Here is a 22,552-nt window from a genome sequence, read left to right as displayed (position 1 = left end):
GGAGGCTTTCTCACCCTAGTTTCATATTGATGAGGTTACCTCACTATGAGGCTGACACCAACAACGCTAGACTGACGCCATGCATTCCCGAGAGCGCGAACTCACCGACGTCGTGATGTCCGTGGCACGGCTCATCCGCCGACGTCAGGTGGCAGCGCTGGAACCATTCGGTCTCTCGCCGTCGCAAAGCCGAGCGCTGCGAGTACTGACCCGAGTGGGCGAGCCGGTTCGACTCGGGTTTCTTGCCGAGCGATTGCGCATCGTTCCGCGGTCGGCGACCGACGTCGTGGATTCCCTCGAAGAGGCCGGATGGGTGCGCCGCACTCCCGATCCGAACGATCGGCGAGCCGTGTTACTCGAGCTCACCGACGCCGGCGCTACCCTCGCTGCCGACGTCGCAAAAGCTCAACGACGCGAATCTTCGGATGTGTTCGACGACCTCGACGAATCGGAGCGAGCAACTCTCACCGAACTTCTCGAGCGAGTGGACGCGGGGCACGACTCGCGGCCCCGCGACTGCCCGAAACCTTCGGTCTGAGTCCTCACGCAGCGACGGTGTCGACTGCGTCCTCGACATTCTCCGCCGACGTCGGCTTGCTCTGACGCTCGATCTTCGAGATGCAACGAGCAAGGTCCGCGCCTACCGCAGTCGCCCGTAGCTCGAGATCGGAACGAGGCACACCCTCTTTGGTCGTGTACTCGTTGGTGCGCAACTCCCCCGCCACCATGACCGGATCACCCTTCATGATGGATGCGCCGACGCCGGTGACCAACCGCCGCCAGCAACTCACCGTGAGATAGAGGGTCGCTCCGTCCGTCCACTCTCCGGTCACCGCGTCTTTGCGACGCGTGTTGCTCGCCATCCGAAAGCTCAGCACCTCTTCGCCATTGGTGGTCTGCCGCTTCACCGGATTGGTGATGACGGTTCCGACAACCGTTGCATGCGTTTCGTACATGTCCGATCCCCCTTCGAACTCCAGAACCCGCCAACTGCCGCGGGGCCGATCACTGCGTCGGCAGTTTCGATTGTGGAACGGCAAACGCCTGGCTCGGGATTTCGATTTCCACCTGTGCATCGGCGGGACAGCTGTGGAGAAACAACACTGCCCGAGCCAAACGGCCCGGGCAGTGTCGGAGCTAAGTGCTAGTGGAGGATTCGTCGGATTTCTTCTCGCTGGGTGTCTCGTCCGCAGAGTCCTCGCTTGCAGTCTCCGCGTCAGCAGCCTCACGCGGTTTCCACCCCTCGCGGTCCCGCCTGGCCAATTCGGCGAACATGGCGTTGTGAGCAGCGAGGTCGGCGTCGTGGTCACGCTCGGCCGCACGGTCCGTTCGGCGCGCGGTCCTTCCGTCACTGCGCGACCACTGAACCAGCAGCGCGAGCATGACCACCATGAGTGGGATCTCGCCGGTCGCCCACGCGATGCTGCCGCCCAGCTGCTGATCGCCGATCAGATCGTTGTTCCAGCCGAGGCCGAGCGAACGGAAGTACGCGCCGCCCATGACGGCGGTAGTGCTCATCAATGCCACGCCGAAGAAGGCGTGGAACGGAAGTGAGCCGAAGACCATTGCCAGCTTGGTCACCGGCTGCAATTGGCGCGGTGACGGGTCGATTCCGATCGCCACCCAATAGAAGAGATAGCCACTGAGGATGAAGTGCAGATTCATCAGCAGGTGAGCACTGTGCGAGTCGACGGTAGCGCCGTAGATTCCGCCGAGGTAGAGCGCGTAGAAGCCGCCGACAAAGAGAACTGCCGCCACGATCGGGTGGGTGATGAATCGCGAGAACGGGCTGTGCAGCGCGGTCAGAATCCACTCGCGAATGCCGGGCACGCCGTCCTTGCCTGCCGGATCCAGGGCCCGCAGAGCCAAAGTGATCGGCGCACCCAGAACCAGCAGGACTGGTCCCAACATCGACAGCGCCATGTGCGCACCCATGTGAACGCTGAAGACTGCCGGCGCGTATTTGCCGACGCCCGAAGACGTGGCGATCAAGAGCACCGCACAACCGCTCATCCAGGCGATGGTTCGGCCGACAGGCCAGGAATCACCACGCTTGGCCAGCTTGCGCAGGCCGATTCCGTACAGAATCGCCGCGGCGATCGCGGCGGTGCCGAACATGAGGTCGAATCGCCAGTCCGTCACGAAAGCCATGAACGACGGCGGGTCCGGAAGGTTGTAACCGAGTTCGACCTCGGGAATCGAGGGAATCGACAGCGGCGGGGGCGGCGGGGTACGACCGAGGCCGATCGCGAGACCGATGGTTGCCGCCATCACGATGCCCTCCGCGCCGGCAAATCGAATCAGGGCAGAGCGACTCTTCGGATTCTCCGCCAGCGCCGGTAGCGCCCGACTCCGCTGAGCCCAACCGAAGAACCCGAGGATGATCAGTGCAACCGTTTTCGCGACGATCAATCGTCCATACGTCGTGGTGAAAACGTCGTCGAGAGGCAGACGGACAATCGCGTTGATGACGCCGCTGAATCCCATGACGACGAAGCAGATGGATGCGACCGTCGAAAAGCGTCGGGCTGCTACGTCGGTGTAATCGCCGCCGCGGCGCGCGTGTGCCAGTAGCGCGAACAACCCGCCGGCCCAGAGCGAAGCCGCCACGAGGTGCAGGATCAGACTATTGGTAGCGATGTCATGCGAGCCGCCCGAAGACGAGTGACCGGTGAGAGCAAGCGGCATCAGTCCGAGGAGACCGACCACCAGCAGGAGCGGAGTCCACCACCAGCGCAGTGTCAGTCGGGCCAGGATCGCCAGAACAACCGCGATGATCGCCGTCCAACGCCAAGCGCCGGCGATCTCGACCTGATCGAGTCCCGACCACAGGTTCGCCGGTTTGATCGCTTCGGCAAACGGCTGACCCGACGTGTCAGAGAGCGTCAGAGGCACCATCATGAACGAACAGATCGCCCACACGATCGCGGCGTGCGATGCAGTTCGGACTGCCCGATAGCCGTCGACGTCGAGGACGCCCGACTTCTGCGGCGGCACGAAGAAGGCGGCCAGCAGCAGTGACCCGATCGCGATGACCGCGGCGATCTCCCCCAGTGCACGCATCGCGGGGAGGCCGTACGTGGTGATCGGACCTGGATCCGGGATGCCCAGAAGAGTCAGTGCCTGCGACGCGGAGAATCCCACCACGATGGCTGCGGTGAGCCCTGCGATGAGTCCGCTGACCACGAATATCGCGGTCGAAGAAGCGGGTGCACCGCTGTGCTGTGTGGACTCCGGTGGGGAATCTGTCGGCGCGAGGTCGGGTGTAGCCATACCTCAAGGGTAGGACCTTCGCGAACCGACTACGACAACGCGTCGGAGTTGGGCGGCGCGCGTCACATCCCGAACCCTCGAGTATGATGTTCCACGCGCCTCCGTAGCTCAGGGGATAGAGCAAGAGCCTTCTAATCTCTTGGTCGCAGGTTCGAATCCTGCCGGGGGCACCAAAGTAGCCAATTTCAAACCTACGACACGAGTCGTAGGTTTTTCGTTTTCGCTTTCGTCCGCTGCGGACGGGGCAGATTCGGGCGCCGCATCGACGACATCCATTTCGTTATCTACTGCTGCCACTTGGGCGTGACGTCGCGCTGCCATCGCCGCTTCGGCTCCGAGTAGCGTCCGGAACGGTTCAGCCAACTCGACACGAACCGTATCCTCGTCGACCAATATTTTGACGAAAAACGCCTGATTGAAGAGTCGCCGCACCTGTAAGCCTCCCGGCACAGTACCGGCATGTCGATAACCGACCGAGCAGTTGACGGCGTAGTCAATGGCTCGTCGTAGAGACGCATCAAACGCATCGAACTGCATGGCCGACGCGACGAGGCGTTGTTCGATTCCAGCAAGACCACGCGCGATCCGATCCTGCTCTTGCTTCAGAAGATCGACGGGCACGGCCCCCGCGTAGTGAGCCTGCAGAAGCCGCATTCGCTCATTTTCCAAGCGCTCCTTCTGAGTGCCCAGCGTACGACGCTCGGCGTCTGCCGCTTGTCGGAATGCCTGCACATCATCGCGCACCATGGCTTCGATTTGATCCGCAAGTCTCCGGTCCAACTGCACGGTACGGTAGTGATCCTCGACCAATTCCTCGACGACCCGAATGAGGACAGCTTTCTGTTGGCAGTTGTTGGTCTTCTGATGCCGCCCGAGGCAGACAAAGTAGGGATAGATCTTGCCCGAGGGATTCTTCGCGTTGGTGATTATGAGGCGGCTTGAGCATTTACCGCAGAACACCGAGGACTTTAAGTAGTGCGGAAACTCGCGCTGCTTCTCCCCCGTCGCATGAGAGGTGAGCACGTCCTGCACCCGCGACCACGTCACCTCATCGACGAGCGGTCGGTGTCGACCCGGATACGAAACCCCGCGATAGACGACTTCACCCTTGTAGTACGGAGTAGTGAGAATTCTGTAAAGACTGTTGTATTTGATCGGCCTACCCGGAGTCTTCGGAGTCGGCCGAGTAGTGAGTCCTCGATGCTCCAGTTCGGCTGCCATGGTCTTGAGGGTCCAGACACCCGTGGCGTATGCGCTGAAAGCCCACTTGATGTGATCAGCACGGGCTGGATCGACGTCCACAGTGCGAACCTCGACGCCCTCGGCGTTGACTTTCCTGACGTTGAGATACCCCAGCGGAGCTCTGCCTGGCGTCCCACCCGTTTTGGCCTTTTGCTCCATACCCTTGTTTACCTCTGAAGCAAGATTTCGACTGTAGAACTCTGCGATCGAGCTCATGATCCCGTGCATCAGCATCCCCGACGGCGTCTCATCGATGTTCTCGGTCGCGGAAACCAGTTCAGCCCCGGCTTGTTTAATCGCCCAGTGAATCTGCGTGTCATCGAGCCGGTTGCGTGCCAAACGGTCGACCTTGTGAACGATGACGTAGTCGATTCGATGGTCTTTGAGATACATCAGAAGCCGCTGCAATTCTGGGCGTGAGTCGGCGTGCTTCGCTGACTCGCCTCGTTCGACGAACTCCTCGACGATCATGGCCTGTTTTGCGGCGGCCTTGCGTTTATTCGCTTCACGCTGAGCCGGGATCGAGTACCCCTCGGGATCGCCGTCACGTTCAGCTTGTTCCTTGGTTGACACACGGATGTACGAAACGGCGGTTTTGCCGAAATCTTCTGCGCCGCTCTCGGACGCATGAGCGCTCATCTCGTTCACTGTGCAAACTCCTCTACTGTTAGCGGTGCGAATGCAGTTTGTTCGTGGTTTGGCCCTGGGTATTCCATTCGCACATGTCGTGTGACGTCGTCGATGAGCCCTATTTGTCGCAACCGCACCCCGATCGCTTGCTCGCTGACTTGAAACAGGTGCGCCAGTGCGTCGGTGTGCTGGATGCCTTCTCCCCAGGCTCTTTTAAGTAGTCGTCTCGGGATGAGGAGGCAGCCGGCAAAGTAGTCGGCTGCGCGCTCAGCATGGGTTGCAGCGGAGACCTTTTCGGTACCGCGGTAAAGATCGGTACTGCGTCCGTGGTCGATGATGTGCTTGTACTCGTGGGCCAGAGTGAATCGTCGTCTGCGCCACGAGTCTGAGCGGCAGAGCTGGATGACCCAGATGTGTCGAACTGAGTCCCAGTAGCTTGCTCCAGCAACGAGTGTGCTGGTGTAGGCGATCGCGATTTTCGGTAGTTCGGTGATGATTTCTGTCGGTGTTGCGCCGCGCGTGATGCCGTGTTGTTCGAGCAGTTTGTTGGCTTGGAGTTCGGCGATGCGGAGTGTTTCTTCGACGGTGATGTCGGCCCGTCGTGGGATGACGGCGCGCAGACTGGCGAGGACGCTCGTATGTTGTGGTTGCTGTGCTGTTCTCATGGTGTTCCCTCCTCCCCCGTCTGCCGGGTTGTTGTTTTGTGTTGGGGCTGATGCTTATTCGTCTTCACCAGCCCGCGGGCCTCTTTCTGGACTGAAGCTGATGCCATGTTTGCGTCCGACTTCGTCGAAGTGCGCTTCGATCTCGCGCATGGCTTCTGGTGAAAGGTGATACTTCGTGCGCAGGTACGGTCGGAGGCTGGGTAGCTCCTGTTCGGGCATCCAACCAGCGCTGGCGAAGAGGTCGCCGACAGGGATACCGAGCACGTCGCCAATCGCCTGGAGCGTCTCTGGTTTCGGGCTGGTGATCTGGCCGGTTTCAATCCGCCAGTAGGTTGCGGCACTGATGCCGAGACGGCGACCGACTTCGTTGGCTGACCATCCGAGCGATTCGCGCTTTTCGCGCAGCGTTTTTGTGAGCTGATCGAGCTGTTCTGGTGTCATTTGCGTTGTCTCCGTTCGTAATTCGATTGTAACTCTGGCCGTTGCGTGAACGCAATGGATTCAGCCTTTTCTACAACACGAAATACGTTCCGGGGCAGTTGAATTGGGTAGCCCGCTTTTGGTGGCGTAGCGGGCGTTGTGGGCGGGCGGAATGGGGTGTTGTGCCGGGCGGCCCGGCGGAGAGTGGCTGGGTTGCCACTCGATCCGCCGGTCGCCCGGTCTTTTGGGGTGCGCCGAGCTGACGGTCAGTCGACTGCGGGTGGATCCTCGCCCTTTTCCTCGCTCTTCGGCGCTCGCCGTGACCGTGGGGCGCGGGCGCTGTCGCCTGCGTCCGGCGGGGTGTCGCCGAACATGGTGGCGATAGCAGCTGCCCGCACTGCCGCGTCGCGTTCGATCTCCTCCCGCGCTCGGTCGGCTTTCGTCATGAGCGCGGGATCGGTTTTCGCTTGCGCGAGGTGTGCGGTGATGGCGAGCAGACCTTCGTCGTTGATGGTCTGCCCACGCAACTGAGCAACGAAGCTCAGTTGCGCATGGACGTCCGGCCGGAGCCGGATGGCGAGGGTTTTGAGACCGCTCTCGGGTGTGGACATAGCGCCTCCTCGGTGCTGGTGTGGCCGGTCAACGCGGATGCGCTGACGATGACGGCCACATGACACCGACGAGGCGCGCTGCGCTACGTCACCCGACTGTGCTGCCGTGGCTTCAGCGTGTGAGTGTTCACGTCCGAGGGCACCGGATAGCCGGGAATCGTGACAGCAGAGTCGATTTGGTTACCCCACGCGTCCCAGCCCGGCTGCGCTCGACGCGCGAACAACTCCAGATACGGGCCGGGGCTCACACGTTCGATGACGGCGTACTGCTCTTCGGGTTTGTGCGAGTGGTCCTGCAAGGGTGCGAACATCCAGGTCGGTTGACTGCGGTAGTTGACCGGTGCCCGCCCGCGCGTGCCGAACAGTAGGTGTTCGGTGGCGTTGCGCAGATAGTTGCCGAGTTGGATGCGCGGTTTGACCCATGTCAGTGGCGAGCGCGGCGTGAAGCCCCAGGCTTCCATGACGTCGAAGCCGTCGCGCAGGGTTGCGTTGGTCACCCATAGCCACAGGTGGGCGTTGTCGTCGACCAGATCCGCGATGGGCATGTTCTTGATGCGGTCGAGCCCCATGAGGTTGTAGTGGCGGCTGGCGCCGCGACCGCCCTTCTGTTGAATGTCCCATGGCGGGTCGGCAAGAATCGTTCGGTACTTCGTCGGTGCGACGGGTTCGGTGAGTTCACCTGGCAGGGGGTGATGTTCGGTGGGGTTGGTGATCATCGGGTACCTCCGTTCTTGATAAGTGGGATCAGCTGGTCCGGTGTGATGACGTGGAACAGTGCACTGTCGAGGCGTTGGTCCTTGTCGATGGCCGTGCGGAGCGCGGTGCAGCGGCGTTCGGCCATTTCAGGGGTGCTGGCCGTCATGATCCAGACCACCAGCGGGAAGACACCGTGCTCGGCTTGTTCGGTCCCCGAGCGGTAGTAGCCGTCGTAGTCGTGGCATTTGCGTAGCAGCGTCGGTTGATGCTCGGTACCGAGATCAACCTCGATGAACCAGCTGGTGGTGAAGGCGCTGTCACGGTCGGTGGCGGTCTCGGCGAACAGATCCGGCTTGAGCGTCAGACGTGCGCCGCCGAGCCCGAGATGCCGCCGCCACGAGGCCAGTTCGATTTCACAGCGCACCAGTTCGCACTGGCTCGCCCTGCTCGCTTCCAGTAGCTCGATATGGGTCTCGGCGACGGCGAGGGTGTGCCGAAGGAAGGTCGGGCTCGGACTGCTGAACCGGCGACGCGAGGTGCAGCCGCTGTCGCGTCGCAGGAGCCGGTCACCGACGACATCGACGTGGTAGACCAACCCGCTGCTGCCAGCCCGGACACCGCCAACGCGCCGCTCCAACGTGGCGAGGAGTCGCCGAGAGCGCAGCCGCCCCAAGGTACGCCGAGCCAGTACTGGTCCGGAGGTATCGGCGTGGCCGGCAAAGTGCAGCCGGGTGATCTGCGCAGTGGTCAGGAAGCGGTGTGCGACGACGGATCTCAGTACTGCCCAGTCTCGCTCGCTGAGGCGGTCGGCAATCGAACTGAGGTCGCGGGTCCGTGTCCGCGCGGGCTGGTCGGGTGCTGGTGTGCTGCCAGGATTGGCAGCATCAGTCCCGTCCCGTACAGGGGTGGATTCAACTGTGACCGGCGCAGATGACGGGGTGGATGTCGACGCGAACGAACCAGCGACTGCAACACCATCATTCAGGTGGTTCGTCTGATGCGTGTCGGTCATGATCGCCTCGCTTTCCGTCCATGTCCAGCGGTCGGTGTCCCTTGTGCGGGCTGGTGGACGTGATCGAGAAGATCGGCAAACCCGGCCTCGATGTCGCCCAGAGGTTGCCCGAATCGGGCACGGCTGAGCTGTCGTATCTCCTCGGGATCGCTGGTGATCGGAGGCGGCGGCAGGGTGACCCCGGAGGCCCACGGTTGGACGGAATTGTCCCGAACAAGCTGGGCGTAGATGTGGTGGGCAGGCAGTGCACCGAAATCTTCCGCCGTCAGCGCTGATTGCCCCGCCGCCATGTCACGGGCATCGCCGGATGCCAGTTGGAACGCGATGCGGGAACGAGCATTGTTGCGAAAGGCGTCGAGCATCGGTTTCGGCAGTTGCATTTGGAACTGATGAGCCAGGTGCATCCCGCAGCGCAGACTGCGCGCGGTCGCCAGAACATCGCCAAGGTCGGTCGGCAGTTTGAGGTAGTCCTGCACCTCGTCGATGTAGACCATGACCGGCTCGCGCTCGGCTTCTGGGATCGCCACTCGTTCCCGAATGGCGTCCCATAGATTTGCGACTACCAGGGCTCCGAGTAGCTGCGCCGCTTCCGGACCGAGGATTCCTTTCTGCAGGGGAACCAGGAGAACTTTTCGTTCGGTGAGGACCTGCCGGATGTCGAAGCGTGGGGTCTGCTGGGCGAGGATGGCGCGCAGTTGCTTGCCCAGCAGGGGCCTTAATTTGTTGGCGAGTGGGGCGACCACGGTGGCAGCTGATTCCGGGGAGAGGGACTCGAACCACTGCCAGAACGGTCCACCGGCAAACGGATCGTCGCGCATGGCGTGTTGCGTCAGCGAGCGGCGGAAGCCGGGATTGCTGAGTAGCAGCGGCACCATGACCAACGAAGCATCGTCACGACGAGCCAACACATCGAGGCAATTACGCAGAATGTCTGCTGAGCGTGGACCCAGGCTGTCACCGTAGAGAGCGCCCAGGGTGCCGAACATTGAATCTGCGATCAGTTCGGGACTGCGCGCGCTTGACGACGACGCGGTCGAGCGCGCCATTGGGTTGAGCCCGACGGGTGCGCTGTCGAGCGGATCGAGAACGACGACGTCGTCACGGCGACTGTCCGGGATGCGCGCCAGGATGTCATTGACCAGATCCTTCGGTTCGATCACGACCACCGGGCGTCCGGCTTCGAGATCTTGGATGATGAGGTTGAGCAGCAACGTGCTCTTACCCACCCCGTTCGGCCCGACGATCCAGCTGTGTCGAAGTGCGTCGGTGACGTTGTAGCCGATCGTGGCCTCGCCGCTCCCCGGTGCGGTGGCGGTGGCTACGACGCGTTCACCGGACTGTACGGCTGCGCTGGGGCGCATCGGCTTTGGATGGCGTGGCGGCTGGCCGGGGAACGGTTCGTCGCTGTCGGAGATCGGCCATCCGGTCAGGACGGCGACTTCGGAGACGCCCAGTGGGATGGATCGGGTGAACAATGCCCACGTCGGACGTGGCTGATTGATCCGCCGCGCCTTCTCCGGTGCAAGCCGAAAATGCACGCCGGGCGCTTCGACAGTGCCCAGCGCAGTGGCAAGCCCGAGCAGCAGCACCTTGCGGCGCTCCTCTGTCGGGGCGTGAACGCCGAGACGGACGCTCGCCAGAAATCCGTGCTGGCCGAGTTTGCGCAGCAACGTCTGCCGCTCACGAGGTGCTTCGGTCCGAACGCCGACCAACAGTTTGCTGACCGGCGACTGGCCGAGCTTGGCTGGTTCGGCGGCAGGCACCGACGGTCGGTGGCGAGGGCCGAGCACCAACTGCAGTACCAGCCGCTCTCCGCGCTGCACTGCGGTGAGTGCATGGAGGATTGCTCGCCCTGACGACACCCGATCGATCGGCTCCAGCGGGCGGCCGTGATTGTCGAGGCTGAGTCGACGCGCTGTGGTGACGGGGCTGCGCTCGTCCGGGTCGAACTTGGTAACGACTGAGCCTGGAACCAGTTGCTCGACGGCTCTCGCTACGGCCGCTGCGTGACGTAGTTGGCTCCCGACCAGGTAGTCGACACCAACCACGTCAGCGCGGGCTTCAAGGATCAGCTGCGGGGCATGGCGCTGGGCAGCCCACTGACGAAGCAGCGCCGACACTGCATTCTCCGGGAGCGGCTGCGGGAAGAAGATGTACTGCCAGACCATCGAGTCGGCGGTCAGACCCTGGTGGTTGTTTTCGAGACTCACTGTGGACCTCCCTGTTCGGACGGCATCGGCGTGATTGGCGCTGTCCGAGCGCGTCCAGTGGCCAGCGGGGTGTTCATCTCGGCCTCGGCCATGGCCAGCGCGATTACCGCACGGCTCAGCTTGCGGAGATCCGGCGGATCCTGGCGGACCGAGCGCACAGTGATGTGTCGTTCTGCTTTTGCACCGCCGCGTCCTTTGCGTCGGTGATTTGGTCGTCCTGTTTTTGACATAGCTGTCCCCTTTCATGATTTGTTGCTGATTTGGATGGGCGCTGATGTGCTGCGCTTTCTGGCCATTGTTTCCGCGCAATAGCGATGTCTCCACTATCTATTGCATCAGTGCAATAGACAATGAAATTCGCTCATTTCACAACACCGAAGACAACGAGGTTTCTCGATATCGGTGCCGTCGAATTACCAGCGGTTTCGCGTTGCGCGAATGACAACAACCGCGATGATTCCGACGACCGAAATAATTCCGCCGATGAGCAGAAGCCACGGCCAGATCGATTGCACCAAGGTCACGGCCAGGTAGAGGGCAATTACCGCGAGCAAGATACGGAAACACCCTGCGACTACTCGTTCGACAAGTCCTGTCGACTCGTTGCTCACGGCAACTCCTCGACACGGCTGACGGGGTGGTGGCCGGACCTAAGGGCCTGTTGTGCCGCTATGAACGCGACTTCGATGCGTTGTACCGCGGCGACAGCGTCGGCTTCGATCCGTATGAGCTCCGACTCGGTCCCGCGACGAAGCAGCTCACGCTGCCGACGTTGCTCATGGAGGCGTCGGAGGGCGACGATCGCCCAGTCGAGTACCGCGACGATGAGGACAACGACGTTGAATACGGCGTAGACGATGACGGCAATCGACACGATGAGCGCAACCGCCGCCGCCGGGTCCGCGATCACGACGGCCACTCACGGACGTAATCGAGCACGATTCCAGAGACGGTCTGGCTCAGGGTCCGAACATGAGCAGTCTCTTCAGGTGCTGACGAGAAACACGCCTCGGCCTCATGTTCGAGAGCTTCGACGAACGCAATTGTCCTCGCGAGGACCGAATTCATTAGATCGCCAGGGCAGCCGTGACCTCCAGGAACGGTCACCCCGATCGGATCGTCGTCCACCGACTCGCCCGGGACATCGGCCGTCACGACCGAAAGCCGTTCACCTCGTGGCCGACGACCATCGCGTACGTATCGACGATGTGATTCAGGCGATTCATGGCGACGGGATCACCGTCCGCCTGAAACGTCGCCTCACGACCGAGCATGGCGGTCGTCTGCATGCCGAGAGCTGCGACCATTCCTGCGGCCTGGACGCGGGTGCCGGCTACAAGGCCGCGAGCCACCTCACGATTCTGCAGTTTCGACAGTTCCTTGCCTTCAGCGCGGGTGAAGGTCTCGGGGATCTGCGCGGGGAGCGCATTGGAATTGGGCTGTGGAAGCAAGTTCGACATTGGTAGTTCCCTTCGGTGTGGCTATCTCGACCCCGTCCAAGCGGGATAAACCAACCGTAGGAACACCACAGATGTCTGTAATGAAAGAAAAGTGCAACTTAGTCGCGCACAGCTATCGTGAGTCATGGATCTTGCGTCTGACCAGCCTTCGGAAGTGTCCGACGAACAAGAGATGGTGGATGCGGTCAAGGGCAATCTCATCCGCCTCCGAGGCGCCCACGGCCGTCTCACCGTGCACAAGTTCGCCAGGCACCCACTCCTGGTGCAGCTTCTCGGCGACGGTGACCTGATGGATGGGTTCATTGCGCTGATACGCGAGTTGGACCGCCTGAAACGCGGCAACAAATACGAAGCTGCTGTGGCCTGGTCGATCACTGCCGATGCTGACGCAGTGATTGACCGCCTGCAAATGACCGTCGACGCATTGGCTGTTGGTGAGGGCAAAGACCAGCGCACTGGGCGCCATTGGAGTGACCGCGGAATGGACAGCGTGGCTCGCGACTTAGTTGCGTTCGCGGCTATGCGCGGGCACGGCGGGCGTGACCTGATCGGAATTGCCGTGAACGGTGGATCGAAGCGGCTTGTAGTACAGATTGTCCAGGTGGCTTCCGTCAACCTTGTTCGCCGATCTCCGCTCGTCACCTTCCAGGTAACGCCGGATCGAGCGGATGCAAAGGTGTCTGAGGTCGACCTCGAGACCGTCTTGCCTGACGTGCGTGAAATTGATGGCGACCTTGAGACGCGCAGGCATACGGTCACGATCGACGTTCCAGATTTCGACTTCAGGCCCGGTGAGACGTTGGTGTCAATGAGTTTGACAGCTCGTCGATCTCCAGCACCGATCTTCTTCCTCGAAGATCACTTAGAAGCTAATCCGCCAGTGAGGCTGACGTTCTCTGTCCATCGGACCCTAGTCACGGTCGACTTCGCGTTGCCTGAGAAAATGGCCACATCACCGAGCTGGGGTCATCGGGGCCACGAACGTGGCCGACTAGAGTGCAGTTGAGTCCAAGTTTCGCGTGAGCCCAGGTGCGGGGATTTGAATCCAAAACCTGCAGTGCGATTCAGGATGTGTCGCGGGCAGGATCCGGGTTTAATCGTTCTATGACGGAACGTGTTCGGGCTCAGCCACTGGAAGCGATAGTTGTAAAGGGAGGCTCAGGACAGAGATGGTGACAGGAGTTGAATGTCGACTGAATAGTTTCCCCACTAAGGAGGCTACCGCCCTCCTGCGACGTTCACGCGTGTATCAGCGGCAGCCAGTAGCGAATTTGGCACTTCACCGTCTTGACTGTTCACACGATGCCCGCGTTTGTGGGCAAACTGACGATCCGAATCTTCTCTTTTCGGCAAACCGCCTCCCCGTAACACTCGAACTCGGAATCTGCGCTGAAACTTGCCGGAATAATGTACTAGAATTGGTGTGTAGATGACTACGCCGAATCAATTAGCGCGAGCGATTTTGCTCTTTCTATTTGTAGTTCTATGGGGTATTGCTACGTGGATTACATGCATAGGAGAGTGGAATTGGCGCAGATTCATCGCAATAGTTGCCATTGGGATTTTCCTCTATTTTCTGTACTATGTAATTTCCTTTAAAGTTTACAGCAATAGCGCCATCTCGTATGGTAGTAAACCATCGATTGACGCAGCTGTTGCTATCACGAGGACTCAGGAGCTAAGTTTCGGCATTCCGAATAGTGAAAGAATATTCTACATCCAAGCTCTACTATCTCCACGTTTCGTTATTCGTAGAATCGGCCAGTCGATCTCTCTTACGAGCCGTTCGCAGATACTCAAGACAGCATACCTGCTCGAAGTACCCGGGCTATTCTCCGGAAAATCTGTTGCCATACCGATCACGCTGGGCATGAAAGGTAGGCTTCTGGACAATTTCCAGGCCCATGACGAGAATGGGAATAGAATATCTCCGCTGAGTCAAGAGAATATCGTAGCCCATACAGTTCTGAGTATTAGGTCATTGATCTCAGATCCCGTCGCACTTCATAAATACATAAATCAAGAGAATGCAGCCGGAGAAAGCCTTGAAATGCGCGTTGCACAGCTGCTCTGCTCGCACGGTCACAGTGTTCAGCAGCTAGGGTCTATCAGGCAGGATCTACTTGACATTGACGGAATAGGGACCAATCAAGCGGAGCTGGTGCTACGAGTTCTCGACTTGACGGCAGGCCGATACCCGATAGTGTTCGTTACAGAAGTTCCCGAGAGGCTCACGCAAACCCGTCATTTCGGCGGAAATATAACGATTAGGTTTACCGTAGAGCAGCGTAGCATTCCGCTGCTCAAAGTGAATCGGAGTTTAGGTGATAGGGCTCGCGACATAGTCCGATTGCCACTTGGCATTCGTCCAACGATTGTTAGTTACGATTTAATTGAGTCGTCGCGATGTGACAGTTACCATTTCGAATTGCTGGGACCTGAAGGAACATACCTCGCAAGACAAGGCATAGTTGATAGTCTTTCGGAGGATAAAGATCCTCTCGTGGACGTTCCGCACCGTTTCCTGGCGCGGCACGGACAGCGATACGGGCATGTTTACATAAATAAAAGGCCATTGAATGACAGCAAAGCGCTGACCTACATCGCTCACTTTTATGAACGGTCACCGGGGTCCATTGCTCCAGCAACGATTTCGGCCCTGGCTGCCGCGATTCTAATTTCGGTTGCGGCAGCAATCAGGCTGTCTCCAGGGCTGAATGTCCAGGCTGATGTAGTCGCGGTCCTGCTTGCATTGCCTTCGATAGCCGGCGGGTGGGTTGGATTCGATTCTGCACGCGGACTGTTTGGCGGCTCATTGAATTCCAGGCTTTCGTTGATGACCACGATGATGTTATCAATAGTGGCCGCTGCGTACTTCATGCTTTCCAAAAGTGACAGCTCGGCAATTGTCTCGCCAGAATGGGTCGACAGGGACGGATCCACAATTTGGATTCTGTTGACATCTGGCGCCATCATCAACTTTGTGTTGTCGGGTTTTTCGTGGTTATTGCGTGCCAACGTCCATGGAAGATTTGTGAATCGATCAGAAAAGGCTGGTTGACGCTGTGCATGACAAACGCGCGGGTCAGAAGACAAGAATCACGAAGGATGCTATTATGGAGTACATCAAGCATGAAAGGAGCACGCAAATAGAACGCAATAAACTTCCCACCCACTGGCATCTTCCGGGTATTTCAGATTCGGACCCAGTAATACCAAAAGATCCAGGTCAGAAAAGAATTGTTAAGCTGCTGGCTAAGATGTCAGTAGCTGATATTGTGCGTGGAGTAGAAGAGTTAAGTGAGGATATTCCGGATTTGATCGCTTCGAAGAAGAATAAATCGGATGCATAAATAGAATAGTTTCGAAACGAGAAACAACTTTTTTTGCTCTCATTTTGACAATTTCGACATACCCACGAGTTGCGGGGTAAGCCCACCTGTAGTTACAGCATTTGCATGCGAGCTTTTGCATGTCGGAGTCAGGATCGATTCTTCTCTACACTTGGCGTTTCGAAGATGCGAATAATGAGATTTAATATCGCGCTTCCCTTTTTTATCTCCATATGGGAATATAGTTATTAGCATATGAAGTATGAACACCCCTTGACGCGTATCTATCGTTTGAAACTGATCCTCACCGGGATCATGCTCGTTCTTATGGGTCTGCTCACTTCTGCACTCAGCGATTGGCTCGCATCGCAAAACGTGGCAGATGCTCTGGTTGCCCTCGTTCGTGGACTCTCGGACGTCCTCCTCGTCACCGGTGCAATCGGCATTGCGATTGACTTCTTCACGGGCCGAGACAAGGATGCCGCCGACACCGAGCGAACCAGGCGTGTCCTCAAAGAGCTGACTCCCGACTTCGTGGATGCCGTCATAGATGGCTTCCGGGTCAACAAGAAGGAACTACGGCGCGTCGCGACACCTGAGCTTCTGGATGAGATCGCGACCAACGTCCTGTCCCTTCGGCTCGGCGATGATGAGTTTGCACGGGAGATCTACCAAGATATCCGTGACCAGGCTATTCGGACTCCGGAGCGTTGGTACGACGTGAAAGTGAACGTGCGACTCTCAAATGCGTTGGATAGCGCGGCCAATGGTCGTCCGCTTCTCGATGCTCTCATCGAATGGGAGTACACCACCACCCCGAGTCATCCGACAGCGCGCTTTGCGTGCGTCTCCGATCTCGACGAGTTCCACGAACTCATTGCGGACGCGCCGGCCACTTCGACATGGTTCATGACGCCGCGTCCAGGCTTCGACGCATCAAAGCAAGAGTCATTCGAGCTACTCACATTCAGCATCGACGGCAAAGCTCGCAAAATCCGACGAAGCGGGCGCAGGAGTGGCCAGATCTACTCGGCCACCATCGGCGATGACGTTGTCCGCGATGCTCGCCCCGTTCGCATTCGTCACGCTTACCGAGCGATCGTCGATCCCGCAAACCATCGACTGTTCCTCGCTATCGCGCAACCCGCCCGAAACGTCTCGCTGGAAGTCGACTACTCGGACACCGACATAGCGCGCATGAGTGTTTCGGACCTCGTTCCAAGCCGTCGCCGTCCGTACGTGAGTCAGCTCCCCGCCGGTACACCCGGGAGGGAGCTGACAATTGAGGTGCCGGGCTGGGTTCAGGCCGGCGTCGGGTTCACTTTCGTTTGGACGCTCGACTCCGAAGAGCAACTAGCGCGCCCTGAATTGACCCGTACGCGCGCCAACCCCGCTGCTTAAGGCCCCGTTGGTTGGACTCGTATCCCCAGGATCCACCGCTCATAGAATTCCCTCTCCTCAGTGCACCGGACACTCCAGTGACCCCGAATGCTACTTATAAGTGTGTAGACCTTCAAGTAGCAACCCGGAAGCGTAACGGGTTGTTATGGAAGGTGAGCTGCAGAAGGTCGTGGGGCGCAATTTGCGCAGGTACCGGCAAGAACGCGGCTATAGCCAAGAAGCGTTTGCCGAGGTCATGGGTGTCCACCGGACCTACATGGGCGGTGTCGAGCGCGGTGAGCGCAACCTGACTTTGCAGACCCTGGAGAAGATGGCGGACATCCTCGACGTGAAGCCGTTGAGCCTGTTGACAGAATTGTGAGGCCCGATACGAAGAGTTCGCTCCCTTTGATCCTGAGTGCTGCTGTCGAGGGAGTGTTGTCCGCGTGACGAACTGATCAGTCGACCAACCACTCTCGTGCATGAAGCATGCAGCTACCAGTTTCGTTCGCGTGCCTCTTCTTGTAGTGCAGAAGGTCCTCAAGTCGGATTCTTGAATCAAGGACGTAGAAGAGTTCCTCGCCGTCAATTGCGAGGAACGGCGTCCTCTCTCGGTAAGCATCAAGTGCGGTGCTCGTGAATCCGCTGACGCTGATGAAAATTCCCAGTGCGTTCTTGCCTCGTCGATCGACTTTCGCCTTGAGTACGTCGAGTTGATCTCGCCCGATAGGACTCTTCGTCCACTTTGCTTCGATTATGTAGTCGTCTGTGTCGAACGTGATCGATCCGTCGATCTGTTCATTTTCAAGGCTGTAACTGAGCCGAGGTTGCATGTCGTGGAGCGCAAACAGGTTGTTGAGCAAATTCTCGAACTGCCGCCCCCGTTCCTGAGGGCTATTCATCTGATGCAGCAATACAAACTGTGACTTAACATCAGCGATGTCATCCGCAAATTGTCTGACCTGCGCTGCTGACTCTGCCTGCGCAGCTCTTGCCGCGTCACGCTTCGCTTGCTGTTCGCGCACCTGAGTGAAACCATGGACATGCCTACGAAGCTCAGCCACTGCGGCCTCTGCCTTGGCACGCCACTTATCTCGGTCTGCCTCATCTTTTATTTTTTCTATGTCGCTGAAGCGTTCCATACCGGCGATGTCCAACATCATCTCGATCGTGGTTTCCCGGTATCGGTGCACATCCGTCATCAAACGCGACATGATGACACCGGCGATTTCGCGCTTAGGAGACTGAAACCTGATCCCCGACAGAACCTCGGGATGTTGGCCGAAGGCGGCCCTGAGGTATGTCTCGAATGCATCTTTGTGCCAAACGATGAGTGGCAGTGCCTCACGCAGTGCTGTGTAGGCTTGTGGCGAGATCACTTTCATTCGATCATTCTCCCCCAGACATGAGCTTGTCGACGGTGGGATGGCGCGTTTCCTTCGTGGAGGAGGTCGCGACGAACAGAATGAACTAGTCGAGGAAGTGTCGTCGAACCTCATGGTCGCATACTTGTGGTGGTTTCATTGCAACGCCGATGAACGAGATACCTCCGGCGGAGCGTTTTCGCACGCGAAAAGTGCGGGATAGCCCGGGGTGCACTGTGCAGTCACTGGAGACCGTGCGTCATTTACGACTTTGACCTGGGGATCTTGAACTGGTCACCTTTTCGCACCAGCCTCGTGTTGTTTCGTCGAAACACCCTCCATCTCAGTTGGGAAACCTTCATGGATCGAATCAGCGCGTAGAGACATGTGTCTCGGCCACCGTGTCGTAGATTCTTCCTATGTCGAGTACGAGCACGTCGGGCCCAGCAACATTGAAGAAGGGTGATCAGCTAGTTTTCGGTGACGTTGTCATCCAAGGTGGCGATCCAAAGCCGGAACGTCGTATTGTCGAGTCGTTCATCAGCGCCGTTTTGCAGAGCGAACACCTCAATCTACTTGTAGGGTCGGGCCTCACCACGGCACTGGGTAGCGCTGCGCGCGCTACTTCTTCAGCGGATATGACCGCCTCGTTGCTAACTTCCGACCCTGCGCTCGACTCATCGATCGAGAAGGCCGCATCGGACACATCAAAGGCGTCGATGAGAGGCGAAACTCCCAATATCGAGGATCGCCTACGCGTGGCACTGGCCGCCGAAGGTGGGCTGAAGATCGTCAATGACCCGCGTGCGGACCTGCTTGAAGCGGCGACCGAGGAGGCACTGACAACTCTGAGGGACTCGGTCGCAACGATAGAGAGCGCCATCGGCAGCGCCCCCGCACAGCATTCAGACGACGGGAGTCCTGGACCTGTCCCCCTCCTCACCTCGTTCCTTGGCTCCTTCGCTGGCAGAGTTCCGACACGTGATCGATTGCATGCCTTCACAACTAACTACGACCGAGTGCTGGAGTGGGGAGCGGAACAAGCGGGTCTCCGCATCGTGGACCGATTTGTTGGGGCATTAGAACCGGTGTTCCGTTCGTCGAGACTTGAGATCGATTACCACTACACTCCGCCGGGTTCTCCGAAGGAGCCACGACACCTTGACGGCGTGGTTCGCTTGACCAAGTTGCATGGTTCGCTGGACTGGCGGTGGCGAGGGCAGAGCCGGCAGGTCGTACGTCAGCCTGTGCCGTTTGGCGCGATACAGACCGGCGGGGTGTCTGACTTGCTAATCTATCCGAACGCGGCGAAGGATTTCGAGACCACGCTATACCCGTATGCTGATCTATTTCGTGACTTCTCCGCTGCGGTTTGCCGACCAAATGCGACGCTAGTTACGTACGGATATAGTTTCGGCGACGACCACATCAACCGGATCATCCGAGACATGCTTACCATCCCGAGCACGCACCTCTTGATTATAAGTTATGGCGACGACGGTAATCGCGTAACGAAACTGGTCGAAGAGTATCGACGAACAGGTCAAGTTAGTCTGATGCTCGGCCCCACGTTTGCCGACCTAAACAGCCTCACACAGGACTGGCTGCCAAAGCCTGCAACCGCAACCTTGGCCCGTTTGCAGGCAGGCATCTTGACCTCCACCACACCGCCTAGCTCTACTCCACCAGCATCATCCGGAGGGGCTCATGTCTGACGGATATGACCAGCTAAGGCATGAGTCGTTGGTTATCGGGCGAATCGAGGAAGTCGCACCATCGAGCGTATTCGTCTCAATTGATGTGGAAGCGCCCCACGGCACATCGTTCGCACACGGAGCCCTCCAGCGCTTCCCGCGGGTCAATGGATTCATCGTGCTGCCTTGCGAGGACGGGGCGATTCTGGCCATCGTGTTGTGGATCGGCATTGACAGCGACAGAGGACTGATCCGGAGCCAACCAGAAGATGTACTCGGGCTGCCTGTACCGCGCCGTCGCCTCCAGGCTGTCCCGCTCGGGCTGTTGCGCGCCGCGCCTGAAGAACTTGGAGGAGTCCGTTTAGAGCGTGGCGCATTGTTGTTTCCGTCAGTTGGAGATCCGGCGCGCCTGCCAACCGCTGCCGAATCTGCAGCTGCCGTGCCTGCTGTCGGCTCGTCGATGGTCGAGGGGAGCTACGGGGGCCTCTACATTGGGACGGCTCCTATGGCCGGTCATGCGAAGGTAAAGGTCAGCGCAAACCGGTTGTTCGGACGTCACCTCGCGATTCTCGGCAATACCGGAAGTGGTAAGTCCTGCTCCCTCACTCATTTGCTCCGTGAAGCTGCGCAGCAAGCCTCATCGAGCGGTTCGTATCGAGCGATAGTGCTTGACCTCAATGGCGAATACAACAGCGCATTCAATGGTCTCGGCGACGACGTTGAGATTAGACGATACGCAATCGGAGATTCCGATGGTGAAATGGCAGACGACGGCAACGGCGAGGATACGCAGGTCATTCGCCAACTTCGTGTTCCGTATTGGCTCTGGAACTATCGGGAGTGGCACGCATTCGTTGATCCCAGCGGGAAGAGCCAAGCGCCAGTGTTACGGCAAGCACTCCACATGCTTCGGACTTCGACCTCAGTTGGCACACCCCAAGGTGTGGTGACGCTGGTGATGGGACGACGTGTCGTTCGAGAATTTCAGAATGAGCAGGTTGCACCAACGAGTGTTACGGGGCGCCTTTTTTCCTTAGACAAAGTGATGCATTCCTGTAGGACAATATCGGATTTAACGCCAAATCCAGCTTCACAACAGGCACTCCAGGCACTCCATGGCATCATAAAACAGATACTGGCTCCGAGACGAGGAACGAAAGCGGGATATCCATGGATGTTCGGAGTGGAAGGGCCCAATCAAGAAGAATGTGGACGGCTTCTGTTTGCGTTCGAGGCTGCACTCGATGCGCTTGGTATGCCAAACATAGTGGGCGATGTATCAAGCGTCGATACACCATTCCCTTTTGACGAAGCCGACCTAATCGAGCTACTGGGGATCATTGCCGTAAACAGCGGCCCCGAAGTGGCCGGATGGATTGCGCCGATGCAAGATCGGCTCGCAGTCGCTATGAGCGACCAGCGCCTTAGCAGTACATGTGGACACCAGGAGGGCGAATCGATTGAGGCCTGGATTACGAGTCTTCTTGGCTCCCCACAGGGAAGCCAGATAAGCGTCATCGACTTGAGCTTAGTGCCTGCACAGGCACAACAGATTGTGGCCGCCGTTATTGCTCGTCTTGTCCTTGAGACCTTGGAACGGCATCGACGGATCGGCACGCAAGTTCCCGTAATCATGGCCGTAGAGGAGGCACACACCCTGATTCGGCGGCGTCCGGACATCGGGTATGGCGAGGGGGGTGCAGGCATGACCGACTTGTGCAGAGAGGCGTTTGAGCGAATCGGGCGCGAGGGCAGGAAGTTCGGACTATCACTGATCGTTTCATCTCAACGTCCAAGTGAACTTTCTGAGACGGTCTTGTCACAGTGCAATAGCTATCTAATCCACCGCATTGTGAATTCCAGGGACCAAGATTTCGTGCGTCGCCTTGTACCTGACAATTTGGGAGCGCTGCTGAGCGAGGTAGCGTCGTACCCAGCCCGTACCGCACTCCTCCTTGGCGCAGCTGCTGAAATCCCCACCCTCGTCGAAGTTAGCGCGTTAGAGCAACGCTATCGCCCAGATTCAGCCGACCCGAACTTCGAGCAAGCATGGATCTCCGGCGCGGAACTTCAAGTTGCTGACGTGGTCGCAAACTGGGCGCCGATTGATGCTCGGTCCGAAGAGGTGGCAAGTACATCGATCTCCGATGACGATGAGCCTCCGTTTTAATACTACAAACTCCATGCACCCAAAAGTATCTAGTTATTAGCTATAAACTCTGCTGAGGAGGGATGGAATTAGACGACCTCGCCCTCGACGAGGAGATAGGAGTGGCGACACAGCCATTGTCGACCATGCAACCAGCCCTGTCACATACCGTAGGGCTCCACTGACCGTCGAGGGACGCTGCCCTTTAGCGCACTACTGGAGTCGCCCGATCGCCCACGTCACCGTGCCGATCGACCAGCGGCCAGGCACCGACGCACTGCCCTCGAGGTGCAGACTGTTCATCACAATTACTGAACGCATTCAACACCCGCGCGAGCGTCGACCGCTCACCGCTTATCGCCGGGCATCGCGAAACTAACGTCATGGCCCCATACTTACGATAACGTGGAATTC

General features: G+C 58.7%; 22 protein-coding genes and 1 tRNA gene. 10 read left to right on the top strand and 13 right to left on the bottom strand.

The features are described 5' to 3' along the window. Positions 1-79: 79 nt before the first annotated feature. The gene (locus P3G66_RS12460) at positions 80-538 is read left to right on the top strand and encodes a MarR family transcriptional regulator (protein ID WP_003945320.1); all 459 of its coding nucleotides are present in this window, start codon (positions 80-82) and stop codon (positions 536-538) included. Positions 539-542: 4 nt separating this feature from the next. Here P3G66_RS12460 and ssb read toward each other — a convergent pair whose 3' ends face one another. Continuing rightward, positions 543-956: a single-stranded DNA-binding protein gene (gene ssb / locus P3G66_RS12455; protein ID WP_007733347.1), complete on the bottom strand. Its 414-nt coding sequence runs from the start codon at positions 954-956 to the stop codon at positions 543-545. Between the two features lie 181 nt (positions 957-1,137). After that, entirely contained in the window at positions 1,138-3,273 is a 2,136-nt protein-coding gene (locus tag P3G66_RS12450; RefSeq protein WP_125051474.1) for a cytochrome c oxidase assembly protein, read from the bottom strand. A 97-nt stretch (positions 3,274-3,370) separates the two neighbouring features. Here P3G66_RS12450 and P3G66_RS12445 point away from each other — a divergent pair. After that, positions 3,371-3,446, top strand: a tRNA-Arg gene (locus P3G66_RS12445). A gap of 382 nt (positions 3,447-3,828) precedes the next feature. Then, on the top strand, positions 3,829-4,215 hold the full coding sequence (locus P3G66_RS12440; protein ID WP_276116643.1) for a hypothetical protein: 387 nt from the start codon (positions 3,829-3,831) through the stop codon (positions 4,213-4,215). A gap of 944 nt (positions 4,216-5,159) precedes the next feature. Here P3G66_RS12440 and P3G66_RS12435 read toward each other — a convergent pair. From P3G66_RS12435 to P3G66_RS12390, 10 genes are all read right to left on the bottom strand, one after another. Continuing rightward, on the bottom strand, positions 5,160-5,810 hold the full coding sequence (locus tag P3G66_RS12435; protein ID WP_276116642.1) for an ImmA/IrrE family metallo-endopeptidase: 651 nt from the start codon (positions 5,808-5,810) through the stop codon (positions 5,160-5,162). Positions 5,811-5,864: 54 nt separating this feature from the next. Beyond that, a complete protein-coding gene (locus P3G66_RS12430; RefSeq protein ID WP_276116641.1) occupies positions 5,865-6,251 on the bottom strand; it encodes a helix-turn-helix transcriptional regulator in 387 nt (128 codons plus the stop codon). A 245-nt stretch (positions 6,252-6,496) separates the two neighbouring features. Next, positions 6,497-6,841, bottom strand: coding sequence for a hypothetical protein (locus P3G66_RS12425; protein ID WP_276116640.1), 345 nt, complete (start codon positions 6,839-6,841; stop codon positions 6,497-6,499). A gap of 83 nt (positions 6,842-6,924) precedes the next feature. Further along, positions 6,925-7,557, bottom strand: a complete 633-nt coding sequence (locus P3G66_RS12420) for an MT-A70 family methyltransferase (RefSeq protein ID WP_276116639.1) — start codon at positions 7,555-7,557, stop codon at positions 6,925-6,927. Next, complete coding sequence (locus tag P3G66_RS12415; RefSeq protein ID WP_276116638.1) at positions 7,554-8,549, bottom strand: replication-relaxation family protein; 996 nt, start codon at positions 8,547-8,549, stop codon at positions 7,554-7,556. Before P3G66_RS12415 ends, P3G66_RS12420 begins: the two co-directional genes overlap by 4 nt. Continuing rightward, positions 8,546-10,759: a type IV secretory system conjugative DNA transfer family protein gene (locus tag P3G66_RS12410; protein ID WP_346349157.1), complete on the bottom strand. Its 2,214-nt coding sequence runs from the start codon at positions 10,757-10,759 to the stop codon at positions 8,546-8,548. The genes P3G66_RS12415 and P3G66_RS12410 overlap by 4 nt, the downstream gene beginning before the upstream one ends. Further along, positions 10,756-10,989 (bottom strand): hypothetical protein, encoded by a 234-nt coding sequence (locus tag P3G66_RS12405; protein ID WP_276116637.1) that lies wholly within the window; start codon positions 10,987-10,989, stop codon positions 10,756-10,758. Before P3G66_RS12405 ends, P3G66_RS12410 begins: the two co-directional genes overlap by 4 nt. A gap of 183 nt (positions 10,990-11,172) precedes the next feature. Continuing rightward, entirely contained in the window at positions 11,173-11,370 is a 198-nt protein-coding gene (locus P3G66_RS12400; RefSeq protein WP_276116636.1) for a hypothetical protein, read from the bottom strand. Then, on the bottom strand, positions 11,367-11,678 hold the full coding sequence (locus P3G66_RS12395) for a hypothetical protein (RefSeq protein WP_276116635.1): 312 nt from the start codon (positions 11,676-11,678) through the stop codon (positions 11,367-11,369). Before P3G66_RS12395 ends, P3G66_RS12400 begins: the two co-directional genes overlap by 4 nt. A gap of 232 nt (positions 11,679-11,910) precedes the next feature. Continuing rightward, the gene (locus P3G66_RS12390) at positions 11,911-12,219 is read right to left on the bottom strand and encodes a hypothetical protein (RefSeq protein WP_276116634.1); all 309 of its coding nucleotides are present in this window, start codon (positions 12,217-12,219) and stop codon (positions 11,911-11,913) included. Positions 12,220-12,373: 154 nt separating this feature from the next. Here P3G66_RS12390 and P3G66_RS12385 point away from each other — a divergent pair, with 154 nt between their 5' ends. The 5 genes from P3G66_RS12385 (at position 12,374) to P3G66_RS12365 (ending at position 17,313) form a co-directional block, all read left to right on the top strand. Continuing rightward, positions 12,374-13,225 carry a hypothetical protein gene (locus tag P3G66_RS12385; protein ID WP_276116633.1) on the top strand — a complete coding sequence of 284 codons (852 nt, stop codon included), beginning with the start codon at positions 12,374-12,376 and terminating at the stop codon, positions 13,223-13,225. A 423-nt stretch (positions 13,226-13,648) separates the two neighbouring features. Continuing rightward, positions 13,649-15,280, top strand: coding sequence for a hypothetical protein (locus tag P3G66_RS12380; RefSeq protein ID WP_276116632.1), 1,632 nt, complete (start codon positions 13,649-13,651; stop codon positions 15,278-15,280). Positions 15,281-15,335: 55 nt separating this feature from the next. Beyond that, a complete protein-coding gene (locus P3G66_RS12375) occupies positions 15,336-15,572 on the top strand; it encodes a hypothetical protein (RefSeq protein ID WP_276116630.1) in 237 nt (78 codons plus the stop codon). Positions 15,573-15,806: 234 nt separating this feature from the next. Further along, positions 15,807-16,952, top strand: a complete 1,146-nt coding sequence (locus P3G66_RS12370) for a hypothetical protein (protein WP_276116629.1) — start codon at positions 15,807-15,809, stop codon at positions 16,950-16,952. 145 nt (positions 16,953-17,097) lie between these two features. Beyond that, positions 17,098-17,313: a helix-turn-helix transcriptional regulator gene (locus P3G66_RS12365; protein WP_276116628.1), complete on the top strand. Its 216-nt coding sequence runs from the start codon at positions 17,098-17,100 to the stop codon at positions 17,311-17,313. Between the two features lie 76 nt (positions 17,314-17,389). On the opposite strand, the gene P3G66_RS12360 is transcribed toward P3G66_RS12365, so the two are convergent. After that, positions 17,390-18,316 carry a restriction endonuclease gene (locus P3G66_RS12360; protein ID WP_276116627.1) on the bottom strand — a complete coding sequence of 309 codons (927 nt, stop codon included), beginning with the start codon at positions 18,314-18,316 and terminating at the stop codon, positions 17,390-17,392. Between the two features lie 398 nt (positions 18,317-18,714). On the opposite strand from P3G66_RS12360, the gene P3G66_RS12355 reads away from it, so the two are divergent. Both P3G66_RS12355 and P3G66_RS12350 read left to right on the top strand, forming a co-directional pair. Next, positions 18,715-20,010, top strand: coding sequence for an SIR2 family protein (locus P3G66_RS12355; protein WP_276116626.1), 1,296 nt, complete (start codon positions 18,715-18,717; stop codon positions 20,008-20,010). Beyond that, positions 20,003-22,159 carry a DUF87 domain-containing protein gene (locus P3G66_RS12350; RefSeq protein WP_276116625.1) on the top strand — a complete coding sequence of 719 codons (2,157 nt, stop codon included), beginning with the start codon at positions 20,003-20,005 and terminating at the stop codon, positions 22,157-22,159. Before P3G66_RS12355 ends, P3G66_RS12350 begins: the two co-directional genes overlap by 8 nt. Positions 22,160-22,552 lie beyond the last annotated feature (393 nt).

The organism is Rhodococcus sp. C3V (assembly GCF_029269915.1).
Taxonomy (GTDB): domain Bacteria; phylum Actinomycetota; class Actinomycetes; order Mycobacteriales; family Mycobacteriaceae; genus Rhodococcus_F; species Rhodococcus_F qingshengii.
This window is presented reverse-complemented; position numbering and strand designations above follow the sequence as displayed.

Excerpts from the sequence above, each read along its gene's own strand:
- P3G66_RS12420 (WP_276116639.1), bottom strand. The coding sequence starts at position 7,557 with ATGATCACCAACCCCACCGAACATCACCCCCTGCCAGGTGAACTCACC.
- P3G66_RS12360 (WP_276116627.1), bottom strand. The coding sequence starts at position 18,316 with ATGAAAGTGATCTCGCCACAAGCCTACACAGCACTGCGTGAGGCACTG.
- P3G66_RS12460 (WP_003945320.1), top strand. The coding sequence starts at position 80 with ATGCATTCCCGAGAGCGCGAACTCACCGACGTCGTGATGTCCGTGGCA.
- P3G66_RS12380 (WP_276116632.1), top strand. The coding sequence starts at position 13,649 with ATGACTACGCCGAATCAATTAGCGCGAGCGATTTTGCTCTTTCTATTT.
- P3G66_RS12370 (WP_276116629.1), top strand. The coding sequence starts at position 15,807 with ATGAAGTATGAACACCCCTTGACGCGTATCTATCGTTTGAAACTGATC.
- P3G66_RS12435 (WP_276116642.1), bottom strand. The coding sequence starts at position 5,810 with ATGAGAACAGCACAGCAACCACAACATACGAGCGTCCTCGCCAGTCTG.
- P3G66_RS12350 (WP_276116625.1), top strand. The coding sequence starts at position 20,003 with ATGTCTGACGGATATGACCAGCTAAGGCATGAGTCGTTGGTTATCGGG.
- P3G66_RS12390 (WP_276116634.1), bottom strand. The coding sequence starts at position 12,219 with ATGTCGAACTTGCTTCCACAGCCCAATTCCAATGCGCTCCCCGCGCAG.
- P3G66_RS12405 (WP_276116637.1), bottom strand. The coding sequence starts at position 10,989 with ATGTCAAAAACAGGACGACCAAATCACCGACGCAAAGGACGCGGCGGT.
- P3G66_RS12450 (WP_125051474.1), bottom strand. The coding sequence starts at position 3,273 with ATGGCTACACCCGACCTCGCGCCGACAGATTCCCCACCGGAGTCCACA.
- P3G66_RS12415 (WP_276116638.1), bottom strand. The coding sequence starts at position 8,549 with ATGACCGACACGCATCAGACGAACCACCTGAATGATGGTGTTGCAGTC.
- P3G66_RS12375 (WP_276116630.1), top strand. The coding sequence starts at position 15,336 with ATGGAGTACATCAAGCATGAAAGGAGCACGCAAATAGAACGCAATAAA.
- ssb (WP_007733347.1), bottom strand. The coding sequence starts at position 956 with ATGTACGAAACGCATGCAACGGTTGTCGGAACCGTCATCACCAATCCG.
- P3G66_RS12365 (WP_276116628.1), top strand. The coding sequence starts at position 17,098 with ATGGAAGGTGAGCTGCAGAAGGTCGTGGGGCGCAATTTGCGCAGGTAC.
- P3G66_RS12425 (WP_276116640.1), bottom strand. The coding sequence starts at position 6,841 with ATGTCCACACCCGAGAGCGGTCTCAAAACCCTCGCCATCCGGCTCCGG.
- P3G66_RS12430 (WP_276116641.1), bottom strand. The coding sequence starts at position 6,251 with ATGACACCAGAACAGCTCGATCAGCTCACAAAAACGCTGCGCGAAAAG.
- P3G66_RS12355 (WP_276116626.1), top strand. The coding sequence starts at position 18,715 with ATGTCGAGTACGAGCACGTCGGGCCCAGCAACATTGAAGAAGGGTGAT.